Origin of the sequence: Psychrobacter sp. VH5 (genome assembly GCF_050572635.1) — a bacterium.
GTDB classification, from domain to species: Bacteria; Pseudomonadota; Gammaproteobacteria; order Pseudomonadales; family Moraxellaceae; genus Psychrobacter; species Psychrobacter celer.
Genome location: NZ_CP192145.1, coordinates 569,129 through 582,919, shown reverse-complemented (window position 1 = coordinate 582,919; position 13,791 = coordinate 569,129). Strand labels below are relative to the sequence as shown.

At 49.9% G+C, this 13,791-nt stretch carries 10 protein-coding genes and 3 tRNA genes; 4 read left to right on the top strand and 9 right to left on the bottom strand.

What is annotated here, in order from left to right:
- Positions 1–136: 136 nt before the first annotated feature.
- From gspF to ACNFVB_RS02520, 8 genes are all read right to left on the bottom strand, one after another.
- Positions 137–1,339 carry a type II secretion system inner membrane protein GspF gene (gene gspF / locus ACNFVB_RS02555; RefSeq protein WP_430737995.1) on the bottom strand — a complete coding sequence of 401 codons (1,203 nt, stop codon included), beginning with the start codon at positions 1,337–1,339 and terminating at the stop codon, positions 137–139.
- 78 nt (positions 1,340–1,417) lie between these two features.
- Positions 1,418–2,458 (bottom strand): hypothetical protein, encoded by a 1,041-nt coding sequence (locus ACNFVB_RS02550; RefSeq protein ID WP_430737994.1) that lies wholly within the window; start codon positions 2,456–2,458, stop codon positions 1,418–1,420.
- A gap of 238 nt (positions 2,459–2,696) precedes the next feature.
- Entirely contained in the window at positions 2,697–3,620 is a 924-nt protein-coding gene (locus ACNFVB_RS02545; RefSeq protein ID WP_430737993.1) for an AraC family transcriptional regulator, read from the bottom strand.
- 402 nt (positions 3,621–4,022) lie between these two features.
- Positions 4,023–4,098: transfer RNA gene (locus ACNFVB_RS02540), tRNA-His, on the bottom strand.
- Positions 4,099–4,136: 38 nt separating this feature from the next.
- Positions 4,137–4,213 (bottom strand) — tRNA-Arg (locus tag ACNFVB_RS02535).
- A gap of 104 nt (positions 4,214–4,317) precedes the next feature.
- Positions 4,318–4,394, bottom strand: a tRNA-Pro gene (locus ACNFVB_RS02530).
- Between the two features lie 259 nt (positions 4,395–4,653).
- Positions 4,654–6,189 (bottom strand): McrC family protein, encoded by a 1,536-nt coding sequence (locus ACNFVB_RS02525; RefSeq protein ID WP_430737992.1) that lies wholly within the window; start codon positions 6,187–6,189, stop codon positions 4,654–4,656.
- Positions 6,189–7,661 carry an McrB family protein gene (locus tag ACNFVB_RS02520; protein WP_430737991.1) on the bottom strand — a complete coding sequence of 491 codons (1,473 nt, stop codon included), beginning with the start codon at positions 7,659–7,661 and terminating at the stop codon, positions 6,189–6,191. Before ACNFVB_RS02520 ends, ACNFVB_RS02525 begins: the two co-directional genes overlap by 1 nt.
- Before the next feature lie 280 nt (positions 7,662–7,941).
- On the opposite strand from ACNFVB_RS02520, the gene ACNFVB_RS02515 reads away from it, so the two are divergent.
- Both ACNFVB_RS02515 and ACNFVB_RS02510 read left to right on the top strand, forming a co-directional pair.
- Positions 7,942–8,724 (top strand): DUF4442 domain-containing protein, encoded by a 783-nt coding sequence (locus ACNFVB_RS02515; RefSeq protein WP_430737990.1) that lies wholly within the window; start codon positions 7,942–7,944, stop codon positions 8,722–8,724.
- 39 nt (positions 8,725–8,763) lie between these two features.
- Positions 8,764–9,261, top strand: coding sequence for a RidA family protein (locus ACNFVB_RS02510; RefSeq protein ID WP_430737989.1), 498 nt, complete (start codon positions 8,764–8,766; stop codon positions 9,259–9,261).
- 143 nt (positions 9,262–9,404) lie between these two features.
- Here ACNFVB_RS02510 and gspE read toward each other — a convergent pair whose 3' ends face one another.
- Entirely contained in the window at positions 9,405–10,952 is a 1,548-nt protein-coding gene (gspE, locus tag ACNFVB_RS02505) for a type II secretion system ATPase GspE (protein WP_288995449.1), read from the bottom strand.
- A 452-nt stretch (positions 10,953–11,404) separates the two neighbouring features.
- Here gspE and ACNFVB_RS02500 point away from each other — a divergent pair, with 452 nt between their 5' ends.
- A complete protein-coding gene (locus tag ACNFVB_RS02500) occupies positions 11,405–12,223 on the top strand; it encodes a thiazole synthase (RefSeq protein ID WP_105244705.1) in 819 nt (272 codons plus the stop codon).
- Positions 12,224–12,321: 98 nt separating this feature from the next.
- Positions 12,322–13,761, top strand: coding sequence for a WS/DGAT/MGAT family O-acyltransferase (locus ACNFVB_RS02495; protein WP_430737988.1), 1,440 nt, complete (start codon positions 12,322–12,324; stop codon positions 13,759–13,761).
- The last annotated feature ends 30 nt before the right edge of the window (positions 13,762–13,791 follow it).

Here is a 13,791-nt window from a genome sequence, read left to right as displayed (position 1 = left end):
GCTCTAGTAAAAACGTACCGTTGTCAACAATCTACAACACTAAGCAAGGCTTAAGAAAGTTAGCGGAAGCTTTAGCAAGATAGAGGTAATGGATTTTGAGCCAGCTACAGAGAAATTAATAAAGCTTAAGCGTTTACTAACCGGCCAAATCATTCATATTGACAATCGGTAGCATCACTGCCATGACGATAATCATCACCACCACGCCCATCAGCACCAGCATCAACGGCTCAAGTAATGACAGTAACGTACTGATAAAGTTGGTGGCTTCGGCCTCTTGCATATTGGCCGCTCGACTGAGCATGTTTTCCAGCTCGCCTGAGTTTTCGCCGCTTTTGATCATCTGCACCATCATCGGCGGAAAATAGGAGGATTTTTCTAACTGCGTAGAGAGGCTAGCGCCTTCTGTGACTCGATCGGCTGCACTCACAATGGTTTGTTTGATATGTAAGTTGGTCGTCACCGCCGCACCGATATGTAGGGCTTCAATCAGCGGCACCCCTGAGCGCACCAATATCGCCAAAGTACTGGCAAAGCGCGCAGCATTGAGTCCCTTAGACAAGCGCGCCATTATCGGTAGCTTGAGTACCAGAATGTCAATGGCCAGCTTGCCCGCTTGCGTTTGGGCAAAGCGATAACACAAAAATGCCAGCGCAGCCAATACCAACAGCATCAGCCACCACCACTGAGTGATAAAATTGGACAGTGTGAGTACGATTTGGGTAATCAGCGGTAGCGCCTGCTCTGATTGCTCAAAGACCTTGACGATTTTTGGCACCACAAAACTCATCAAGCCCATGATTACTCCGACCGCCATCACCATCAGCACAATCGGATAGACCATTGCGCCTTGGATTTTCTTTTGTAAAGCAAAACGGTTTTCGGTGTAATCTGCCAATTGGTTGAGGATCAAATCCAAATGACCTGACTTTTCTCCTGCGGCAATGGTCGCGATATATAGTGGTGGAAAACTGGCGGCTTGCTGCAGTGCGCGCGCAAGACTCAAGCCTTCTAACACATGAGAACGCACGGCAAGCATGAGAGATTTAATATGCGTCTTTGGCGATTGTTTGGCGACGGCGGCAAGCGTTTCCTCTAACGGAATACCCGCTGCCAGCAAGACAGACAGCTGACGGGTTAAGAGCGCCAGCTCATAAGCGGAGGGCTTTTTATAGCGGTTTTTATGCTTAGCTTGTCTGTCATTGACGGCACTGACTTCCACGGGCGTCCACTGCTTATCACGCAGTTGCTGGCGTATCTGCCGCGCCGAATCGCCCTCGAGCAGGCCTTTTTGCATACTGCCGCGCTCATCAAGCGCTTTAAAATGATAGGCTGGCATAGCAGCAGATATCCTAAGAAGATCAAATAGAGTGAATGATAAAACAGCGCTCAAAACCTTAGGGTATGGCTTTGTCGCCTAAAACAGCGGCGTGGAGTCGTTGCTATCCGGCATCAGCCCTTGGAGGAGCAAGACATCTAAATGCTGCTGTTGGAGCTTTTTATCAAAGTCATTGACCTCAGCGATCAGCATTCTCTCGATGCGTTTGTCACTGGCAAACACGCTCAGCCGTGCACAGATGACGGCCAATTGATAAATGCGTTTTTTGCAATAGCCGTCTAGCCCTTGTAGCAGCCGCACCATATGCGGTGTCTCTAAACTGGCGTAGTCATAATCCGCCACCACCTCGGGCGCAAGCGCCGTGACGCTATAGCTAATGGACAGATGCGCGCAAAAATAACAACTAAATAAATAGCCGACTACATGGCCGATATAATAGCCTCTATCGTAAGTAAAACTACTCACCCCAAAGTGCCCAAGCACATAGCTATTGAGGCTGCCTTGATCAAAGATAGGCTTGGTGCTTTTGAGCTTGCCGATCGTGGCAAAGCACAACGGGTTACGGCCATCTTGAGTGGTCAGCTGCCACCCTGCTGGCTGCTGCGCGGGCATGTGGCGGACGATATCAGCGATGATGTCGTCGACCACATGTAGCTGCTGCCAAAGGCGCTCAAGCCCATCGGTATCCATCAGCCCGCGTTTATCAAGCTGCTGCGCCAGCAAATATTGTTGGTATTCTACAAACTGTGATTTGAGCGTTTGTACCAAATAAGTCGGACGGGTATTGGCAGGAGCCATATACAAGAGCCTTGTACGCTCATGCTGAGCACGGTACAAGGCCAGACGCTGGGCGGCAACGCTGTCCTCATCGGTAGAAGCATCAGTTTGCACCTGTGACGTGACGGTATGCGCCGTGTCCACAGCGCTATCAACCGTAAACAAGGCCAACAGTGCCGCTTTATCAAAGACCACAGCGCTGTCATCCTCCTGAGCGTCTGTCATGGGATATTGCGCATCACTGACGGTGTCGTGAGGCGCATTACTTGGTTTGTTGCCATTGGCTTCGATAACGGATTGGCTACCGGCTTGGGCGTTTGGCTTTGCGGTTGGTTCAGTCATAACATACCATCTGCAGCAAAATGAAACATCATCTAGATCTGACTATATGCCTGCTTTATAAGGAAATATAGCACGCTTGTCACAAGCGCTGGCGGCCAGATGACTCAATATTCCATAGTACCTGAACATCGACGTATTGTCAGCCGTCCATCAGCAAAATACCCACCGCCGCACGCGGCTTAAAATACCTAGACTAAACAAAATACCTAGCCAGATAAACGCGGCATCACGTCATGCGCTAACCGTGATACTGCTGGCGATAGGCTTTGGGCGAGACGCCGTAAACGCGCTTGAACGCTTGGCTAAAGGTCGAATCCGACGCATAGCCGACCAGCTCACTGATACGGCTGATGCTGTTTTGTTGCAACCGCAAGTAGCGCGCTGCCAGGCGCAAGCGATAATCAATCAGATACGTTAGCGGCGGCATACCGACTGTGTCTTTAAAGCGCTGCGCAAAGCTTGAGCGCGACATCCCTGCGACCTCTGCCAGCTTATGTATCGTCCAGCTTTTACTTGGGGCTTCATGCATGGCGGCCAAGGCTTTGGTCAAAAACGGATCTTTCATGGCCTTTAGCCAATTCTCAGTGGCTTCAGGCAGGCTTTCGATATAGACGCGCAAACACTCAATCATCATGATACTCGCCCAGTGATTGATGACTGCGGTCTTACCCATACGCTCGCGCTCAGCCTCCAAGGTCAGCAGCTTAATCTCCACATCAATGACCTCAAACCTGCCATCAGATTCTTCATTGATTTCGGGCAAAATCGATGGCAGGACAGACAATAACGGCCGTATCATCTCTTTGTCATACTTACACTCAATCAAAATCAGAGACGAATTAGACTCGCCCTCACCTTTGACATCTAGCGTCTGCGCTTTGCAGCTATTGAGCATCTCATCTAGCGGCTGGGCGGCATCACCATCATACGCTAGCGCATAGCTTGTGTGCTGATGGCTATTGGGAATCATGATAATATCGCCTGCATGTACCTCTCGTCGATCATTGCCAACATCGATACAAAAACTGCCAGACATCACCAAGTAAAATAAAATAGTGTCTTTTCTCGTCAATGAATAAGACCAATTACCGATGCAATTTAGCCGATAGTATTTGGTTTCAAACAAATGCACATTTTGTAGCAATACGCTTAGAGCGTCCATCTGTCGTTCCTCAGTGATTATGAGCAGTGTCCAAACCTAGCAAAATAAACTATCTCATAGAGATGACACAAGTCAAATATCCGCTCGTGGACTCTGGTTAAAAATATACATACGTTAGACACATAGACCAAACTCGAGGCGCGCCAATACTGCCCGCACTATGTGTTTGGCAAATGGCACTTAAATCAAACGATAGAATGACAAATATGAGCGTCGAGCATCAGATCGCGGTATAAACACGCAGGCACAAAAAAATGCCGGCCAAAACCAGTGTCATTATTTATGAGCATCAAAGGATAAATATAAAGAGTAACGACAGGGAAGTCTGATAAAGAAACAGAAAAAAGGTGCAGCAATAGAACCAAAGCGGCTACTGACAGATAAAGAGAGAAAAAGAAAAATTGGGGCGACTGATGGGACTCGAACCCACGACAACCGAGATCACAACCCGGGGCTCTACCAACTGAGCTACAACCGCCATAATATGGCCAAGGAAGGCAAGATATGCAGGCTAAATGGCGCGCCTGGCAGGATTCGAACCTGCGACCACCTACTTAGAAGGCAGGTGCTCTATCCAACTGAGCTACAGGCGCTCTTAAGGGCTTTTTATATATCTAATTAAGATTACAATACTATTGTAGTATAAACTCAATCATTATACATAAAAAAAAGCCTGTAAGGCTCTTAAATAAATAGATGGTCGGAGTGATAGGATTCGAACCTACGACCCTCTGGTCCCAAACCAGATGCGCTACCAAACTGCGCCACACTCCGATATTTCTATTTTTACGATAGTTTTGTCAAGTAACTTGTCATTGGCAAGGCCGCCAACTTGTTAATGTTCATCGCTATCGAGGTGCACATATTAAGGGGTAAAGCCGATTGTGTCAACACCTATTTTTGATAAATTTAAAAGAATTATTAAATTACCACAAAAACGCCTGTTTTTATAAAAAAGGCCACAATCAACGCCTTAATATCCCTTAATATCGATAATACCTACTCATCGACAGGGGCATTATACTACATTTTCTCAAGGAAACAAGTCACTGCCCTTATTTATCGTGCCTGTGTTAACGTTAAAGGGTATTAGCCATAGCGTGGCATGATCTGGCACCTTGCTGGCGAGCGCTTCTGTGATAGGCAGCTGGTGAAGCCTCGTCGGTTGCCGCGTGTCATCTTGTACAGGATACACCAGCCAAGCCTGCGGCGCTTGATAAGCCTGCGCATAGCTGGCCAATTGATAAGCATCGCTGGGGCTGATAGCAGCAGCATTTGCTAGCGCTTTCCATTTGATATCGATTACATGACTATAACAGCGTGCCGTGTTAGTGACCGTCTTTGCCTTGTGATGCGTATGAGTTGAGTTGTCATTGTCATTATCATTGTCAGGCGGCGTTTGATAAATCAATAAATCAGGGCGGATAGACAAACAAGCTCGCCCCTCCTCGTCATTTAACCATACCCGCTGCGCCTGAAACAGCGGCTGATATCTCGTACTGACGCGCCGAAACAGCGCGGCGATACGTAAGCTGGCCCACTGCTCAAAGGCTTGGTTCATATCTAGCAGCAGGCACAAACGTAGTGATGGTGGCCGCTGTGTTGTTACAGGTGGCGCGATACCAGTTGCCCCAGCGACACTCGACTGGCGCAGTAGCCAATACGCCATCTCTAATAGCTGCTGCGCACCTTGCACGGCGGCCACGCGCAGTGGCTGCATAGCAAGCTGGCGTTTGGCTTGCTGATAGACCGTCACCAACTGCGTCAGCTCATGAGCATGTAGCGCAGAGACCCGCTGCCATGTCGTCGACAACTGAGCGCCGATGCGACGAAAACGCACGGAGGTCTGTAGTAATGGGCCAAGTTGCTCTAAAGCACTTTTGATCAGCCGATTGGCTAGCATCTCTTGGCTGAGCACACTGCGCTCACACACGAATTTATGAGGCTGCAGCAGGTTGCGCTGCAGTTGCTCTTTTATCACGAGGCGACCTTGCAATGAGGTTTGGTTATCGATTTGCGTTTGATAGTGCTTGGTGGGTGAGTGCTGCGTCAGTCCTTGCAAAAACTGCTGAATAAGCCAATCTGACAATGGCAAAGCGTTGATCGGTAAGGGTGCAGCGTGGCGACCAAACTGCCTAAGGTGTTTGCTATTTGGCAGTGTCTGCGGTGATGAGTCGTTGCTGGCGATCAAATCTGCCAGCATCCTCTGTACCCAAAGCCGAGTGCGGCTGATAGCGCTTTGCTGCTCTGATGGCGACTGACGCTGAGGCGGTATATTTGTCGCTGCCATCCGTTTGGGTAATATCTCAAGCACCATGCCACTTGGCAGGTGCACAATACCGATATAGTGACCCACCTGAAGCTGCCACTGGCCCCGCTTGCGCTTGATGCCAAATACCGCAAACTCTTGCGCCAGTAGCCACTCAAAATCAGTCACGTACGCAAAGTCGCGCGCGGTCAGCCGCTGATGCTCAAACACTGTCATAATGCCTGTCTGAGAACCAGCTGGCCGCCGCAGCTCAGGATTACCAGCGGTATAAAGGTTGCTATCGTTATGGAGCACAGTCATCAGTATAACCGCTGATAGATAGCCGCCTGCGCAAACGCGCCTGCGCCTGCTATAAGATCTGCATTTATCCTATAGCCCCCTGCCCCTAGAGCCGAGTGCGGCTGACCAAAAAACGAATCATGGCCCAAATAGCCAGCGGCGCTGTCATTTTGAGTCGCCGTCTGTGTAGGCCGGCTACCTGCCAGCAGCGCTTGGCTGTCTTGTATAAACTGCATCGCTAGCGGCTGCTCATCATCTTGAAAGATATATTGTAGCACCGCCACTTGCCCACCTGCAGCTTGCGCTAATTGTGGAATGATTTGCTCGGCCAGTGCGCGTTGTAAGTGCTCCAGACTCTCTATCGCCCATAAAAACGCATGGCCCAACTGCGCTTCGCTGCCGAGCGTTTGCGTGATGCGCTGATTGAGGCCACTGAGTAGTTTGCCGAGCGCTATCGTGACAGCAGGCTCAGCACTGTCTGCGCTGTGGCCTGTCTCGATACTTGGTAGCAGCTCAGGCTGTGGCGGACAATCGACAAATCGAAAGCGCCGGCGCAGCGCCATATCTAGCGGGGCTAAAGAATGATCTTGCGTGTTCATGGTGGCATAAATATCGACATTGGCCGGAATACTAAAAGTACGGCCAGAATACGCCAGCTTTACCGTCATCGCATTGGCCATGCCAGTGCGTTTATCTGGCTCAATTAAGCTTAGCAGCTCACCAAAGACCCGTGATACGTTGGCACGGTTGATCTCATCGATCAGCATAGCATAGCGCTGTTTGGGGTCGCGAGCGGCGCGCTGACACAACAACAAAAACGCACCATCTTGAATGCCATACTGCATCTGTCGGCCTTCGGCATTGGTGGCGGTATTGGCAAATGTCATAACGGGGCGAATCCCTTCGACAAACTCTTCATAGCCGTAGGCTTGGTGAAAGCTCACCATACTAAAGCGCTGCTGGCTAAAGGCTTGCTGGTGCGCGCTATTGTCGTGCTGCGCTTGCTCAAATTCGGCTAGCTGCTGTGATAAACCCTCTAGCAAGTCGATGCTATCAGGTAGCAAATACCACGCACCGCTCTCATCCTTATCAAAATACGCTTGACTAGCGCGGTTATCACAGCTGACCGTCCGCGAGTCAGCAGGACTGTGGCGACGCAGCGCCAACCAAGCGGTGCTGCTTAAGTTTTTGTCGCGGGCATTTTTGGCCGCCTTTGCCACAAAAAAAGGATGGGCGACAATCTCTGGTACTTTTAGTAAGTCCTGCTGCGACTTGCGCATCTGCAAAAATATCAAGCACAGCACCTCGCGCCAGCTCAATTTCTGTAACAGCTGGGCCAATAGCGCCTCATCATCTGCGGTGGGCAGATCGTCGGTGTATTGCTGGGCGATTTGTAGCAATCGATAAGTCTTACCAGTACCAGCGACGCCCGTGTAGATGATATTAACTGGTTGATGAGAGCGGTTTGGTTGAGTGAGCAAGACATCAGACATAACATTATCCAGCAGAGCAAAAGTGTATAAACATGAAACAAGCAATAGGCGGGCTGATTATAACAAGGAAAATGGCGACGTTAGGGCGGTCTGCTCGTTACCTTACTATCATTTTGTAAGCGCAGCAGTTCATGCTAATAATAGTAGGCAGAACGCGGTTAATGTACCATAGTAGTGGTGACGACTTGGCAGCCAATAGGCGCTTCGTCGTTATTGATGAGGTTTCATCATACGCAATGTCACCTTCAACCTATCTATATACTATATAAAGGATTTTTGTATGTCAGGATTATTAAAAAAACTCCCTACCAAGCTGACCAATAAATTGCCAGCCAAAGTAACTGACAGCACAAGATCGCCAGTCGAACCACCAAACAGCACGCTCAAGCCCGTCAGTAACCAATTCACCAAGCTATTGTCAGTGACCAAATACTTACCGGCCAGCGCCCGCTCCAGTATTTTATCCAAGGCTTTTGGTAAAGTGGTGCCCTATGTCGGCACCACGGGCGTCTACTATGAGACGGTTGAGCCAAACCAAGTGGCGGTCAGCTTAAACAACACCAAAGCCGTGCAAAACCATATCGGCTCTATCCACGCCGTTGCCATCACCCTACTGGCCGAAACAGCCACGGGGTTTATTTTGGGTCTAAACCTGCCCTCTGACCGTATCCTGCTGATTAAATCTTACTCGGTAGATTTTTATCGCCCCATCAAAAAAGGTCAGATCGCCGCTATCGCTACCTTGTCGGATGAGCAGCGCTTAACCATCCTCAATACCCCAAAAGGCGAGATGGTCATCCCTTGCGTCATTCATGATCGCGAGTCTGATAGCGAGCGCGACCCTATCGTAGTCGAGATGACATGGGCTTGGATACCCAAGTCAGAGCTAGAAGCCAGACGTCAAGGCAAAGCGAATGCGCAAACAGCAGCAGGTGATGACGCAGCATTGGCAGGTGCGCTTGACGACCAGACCAATGACGCTCAACCCGCTTCACAACTAAACGATACACCCTCTGCGCAAGACTTGTCTGCCGCCACTACAGATATGGCCAAAAGCACATAGATTGCGTGATCAAATCAAAAAACCAACAACAAGGAGACAATGATGTCCAAACTTATCCATACATTGACAGCCCCTTTATCTAAGGTACTACTGGCCAGCGCCTGCGCGTTGGGACTTAGCATGACAGCCACGGCCGCTCCAGCAAATACCAGCCAACATGCCACACTTAGCAAATCCGGCCCTGTATTTTTGGGAGAAGGTGGCAGCTATCCTTTTTCTGAAGCGGTGCGGGTCGGCGATACACTATATATGTCAGGCCAGATCGGCTTTAAAGACGGCAAGCTGGTCAAAGGCGGTGTCAAAGCCGAAACCAAGCAAGCGCTAGACAACATTCACGCCACGCTCCTAAAGTATGGCTACCAAAAGTCAGATGTGGTCAAATGCATGGCGATGCTGACCGACATGGATGACTTTGCTGACTTTAATGACGTCTACAAAGCCACGATGGCCAAGCCTTATCCGGTGCGCTCAGCCTTTGGCGTCTCAGAGCTGGCGGCGGGCGCAAGCGTCGAGGTTGAATGTATCGCTGTCAAATAATCGCGGTGTTCACTATTGCGGTATTCACTATCAATGTGCCACTGCATACCAGTCATTACCAATAGAGCACGACCAAATAACTGGCTTTGATAGTCAGTTATTTTTTTGCCGTTTATATGCTAGGCATCCTCATAAACTCTCTATCAATTTAAAAGCGGTTCATCATTTAGCGCGCTTTCTTTGGTCACGCGCAGCACTTCCTCTAACGTCGTCCGACCTGCTATCACTTTGTGCAGTCCATCAGCGCGAATCGACGATGTTTTTTGGCGAGCGTAGGCTTCTAGCTCATACTCAGCGGTGTTGCTATGAATCATACGGCGCAGCGTATCATCGATGGGCACCACCTCATATATGGCAGTACGACCTTTAAAGCCTGTCTGGTTACATTTGTCGCAGCCGACGGGTTTGGGGAGTTTGATAAAGGTGTCTGTCGCTTGTGCGCCTGATGGCCCCGATGTCAGGTCAATCTCAGTAAATAGCTTGGCCTGCTCACTATCTGCAGCTTGCCAGCCATGACAGTGCGGGCACAAGGTGCGCACCAAACGCTGGGCGACGACCCCTATCAGTGATGACGATAATAAAAATGGCTCAACCCCCATGTCTTGTAAGCGGGTGACGGCCCCTATAGCGGTGTTGGTATGTAGCGTTGATAATACCAAATGTCCGGTAAGCGATGCCTGTACAGCAATTTCTGCGGTTTCTAAATCGCGAATCTCACCGACCATCACCACGTCTGGATCTTGTCGTAACATCGCGCGCAGACTCTTGGCAAAGGTCATATCGACTTTATTATTCACCTGCGTCTGGCCGATGCCATCGAGCTGAAACTCTATCGGGTCCTCAGCGGTCAAGATATTGCGAGTCTGATCATTTAGGTCAGTCAATGCCGAGTATAAAGTAGTGGTCTTACCAGACCCCGTCGGCCCAGTCACCAAGATGATACCGTGCGGGCGATGGATAAGGCGCTTAAGCTCAATATAGTCGCTGTCAGACAAACCCAGATAGGTCATGTTTAAGCGGCCTGCTTGCTTATCGAGCAGTCGCATCACCACCCGCTCGCCAAAACTAGAGGGCAGCGTCGACACCCGCACATCGACCTCACGCCCTGCTAGACGCAAGCTGATACGGCCATCCTGTGGCACGCGTTTTTCGGCGATATCGAGTTTGGCCATCACCTTGATACGCGAGACCAAGAGCGGCGCTAACTGACGTTTTGGGCTAATGATTTCTTTTAGCTCGCCATCGACGCGAAAACGCACGACCAAGCGTTTTTCAAAGGTTTCGATATGAATATCAGACGCATTGAGACGGATAGCCTCGGACAGTAGCGCATTGATCAGGCGGATGATGGGGGCGTCGTCTTGCTGATCCATCAAGTCTTCTGTCTCAGGCACGCTATCTGCCAAGCTATCGAGATCCGGATGGTCTTCAAGTCCTGCAGCAATGTGCTGTGACTCGCCCGTATTGCCTGCATAAGCGGCGTTTAGGCGTTTTTCAAACTCATCGGCGCTGACACTGTCATAGGTTGGCACGCCGCGCACGCCCTGCTGCTGCAAAAACCGCACCGCTTCATTAATCGCCGATAGCGGTGTGGCCTTGGTCAGTACCAGCGTCGCCGGCAGCTCAGGGTCTATCGCAAGGATGACCAAAACCTGATGGCGTTTGGCAAAACTATAAGGCAATTGCATCATAAAAACGACCTGATAACTAAGAATAACTGCGGTATGAGCAGCATATGATGACAGCAGAGGTATGGGTAAATCGACTCTCTCTAAAATGGCATAGCGCTCTTGACTATATAGCATAGCATAGCGCGATAGCGCAGCTTAGCATAGCGCGGCTCAGCGCCGCACCGCCTTAGTCCAAAAAGACTGACTGTAAACCTGCATGAGTTTGGTATAATAGCATTTTGTGTCAGATGCGTATGAGTTTATATGCAAGACACGCGTCCCTAACGCTTGGTGCCAATTGCGCCATCTAACGCCCCAAGCCCACAGAGGATTTTTATTTTGTCGATAGTGCGCTATTATCAGTTTGAGACTTCTTGTCTGATAAGCGGTGCACGTTTGCACTAAGACACACCCTTTCATATTTGATGCCTATTTATTAGGTCATCTTGCCGCCCGTTATTAGGATTTGAGTTATGTCAGAAAACGCCCACCCCACTCCCACGCCGCTACTATCAGACACCTTTAACGTCGGTAGTCGTACCTTTTCTTCTCGGTTATTGGTCGGGACGGGGAAATATAAAGACATGGCGCAGACAGGTGAGGCCATCGGCGCGTCGGAGGCAGAGATTGTCACCGTCGCCATTCGCCGTACCAATATTGGGCAAAATAACGATGAGCCCAATTTGCTCGACGTCATCTCTCCAGACAAATATACTATTTTGCCAAATACTGCTGGTTGTTTTGATGCCGAAACGGCGGTTCGTACCTGTAAGCTTGCTCGCGAGCTGCTCGGCGGGCACAATCTGGTCAAGCTTGAGGTGTTGGGCGATGAAAAAACCCTCTACCCTAACGTCATGGAAACGTTAAAAGCGGCCAAAGTCTTGATAGACGATGGGTTTGAGGTGATGGTATATACGTCTGATGATCCTATCGTCGCCCAAGAGCTTGAGAGCATGGGCTGCGTGGCGATTATGCCGCTCGGTAGCTTGATTGGCTCTGGACTTGGCCTGCTCAATCGCCATACCCTCAGCCTAATCATCGAAAACGCCAACGTACCCGTCTTGGTCGATGCAGGCGTCGGCACCGCCTCGGATGCAGCGATTGCCATGGAGCTTGGCTGCGATGGGGTCTTGATGAACTCTGCCATTGCCAATGCGCAAAACCCAGTCTTGATGGCACAAGCCATGAAGCACGCTATCTGGGCTGGGCGTGAGGCGTTTTTGGCGGGCCGTATGCCGATGCGCAAAATGGCAGCCGCCAGCTCACCGCAGACAGGCTACTTTTTTCAGTAAGCGCTTTTGCTAGTAGCTCAGCGGACACCTGATCGTGTGGCGCCAGATATGACGCCACCATCACAGGTTTTTTTTCCAACATCATAAAAGGATTTATTATGCGACTTCTCACCGCAGTCGATCAATTATTTTTACTTCTTGAGTCGCGTAAACAGCCCATGCACGTTGGCGGCTTGTTTTTATTTGAATTACCAAAAGCGGCGGATAGCGATTTTGTCTATCAGCTGGTAAAACAAATGCAAGAGTCCGATGTGCCGCCAAGCTTTCCTTTTAACCAAGTGCTAGAGCATCTGATCTTTTGGAAAAAAGACAAAAACTTCGATGTGGAGCATCATCTCCATCATGTCGCGCTGCCAAACCCTGCGCGGATTCGCGAGTTGCTGATGTATGTGTCAAGGGAGCACGGACGGCTGCTAGATCGCGCCATGCCGCTATGGGAATGCCACGTGATAGAAGGCATCCAGCCCGAAACTGAGGGCGGTGCTGAGCGATTTGCGCTGTATTTTAAAATCCATCACTCATTGGTCGATGGTATTGCAGCCATGCGTTTGGTACAAAAATCCCTATCGCAGTCCGCCACCGAGCCTGTCACCCTGCCTGTGTGGTCACTGATGGCGCGCCACCGCAACCAAGTCAACGCCATACTGCCCAAAGAGCGCTCCGTGCGGCGCATTATCAAAGAGCAAATCTCTACCATCAAACCGGTGTTTACTGAGCTGCTGGACAACCTCAAAAACCATGGCGACGAAGGCTATGTCGGCACCTTTGATGCACCGATGAGTATCTTAAACAAACGTATCTCCGCCTCTCGTCGTATCGCTGCGCAGTCTTATGATATCGAACGCTTTAACGATATCGCCGCCCGCCTAAAAGTCAGCAAAAACGATGTGGTACTTGCCGTCTGTTCAGGGGCCATTCGTCGTTATTTGCTCGCCATGGATGCCCTACCCAGCAAGCCATTGATCGCTTTTGTCCCGATGTCGCTACGTACTGATAATAGCGTCTCAGGTAATCAGCTATCGTTTGTCCTAGCAAACCTCGGCACGCACCTTGATGACCCACTACGCCGCATCGAGCTTATCCACCGCAGCATGAATAACGGCAAACGCCGTTTTCGCCGTATGAATCAAGCCCAAGTGATCAATTACAGCGTGATTGCGTATGCGTGGGAAGGCATCAATCTGGCGACGGGCTTATTCCCCAAAAAACAAGCCTTTAACCTGATTATCTCCAATGTACCCGGCTCAACCAAACCCTTATACTGGAATGGCGCAAAGCTACAGTCGCTATACCCTGCCTCTATCGTCTTTAATGGTCAAGCGATGAACATCACGCTCGCCAGCTATCTCGATAGAATTGAGTTTGGCATCACTGCCTGTAGTAAGGCGCTACCGCATATACAAGATATGCTGATACTGATCGAAGAAGAGCTGGATTTGCTAGAGGCGACCAGCAAAGAGCTTGAGTTTCAAGGCATCACGGTCAAGGACAAGCGTGATGACCAAAACCCTAAGCTCATAAAAAAGCTGGCACCATAATGGTACCAGCTTTTAAGATTTGATCGTTGA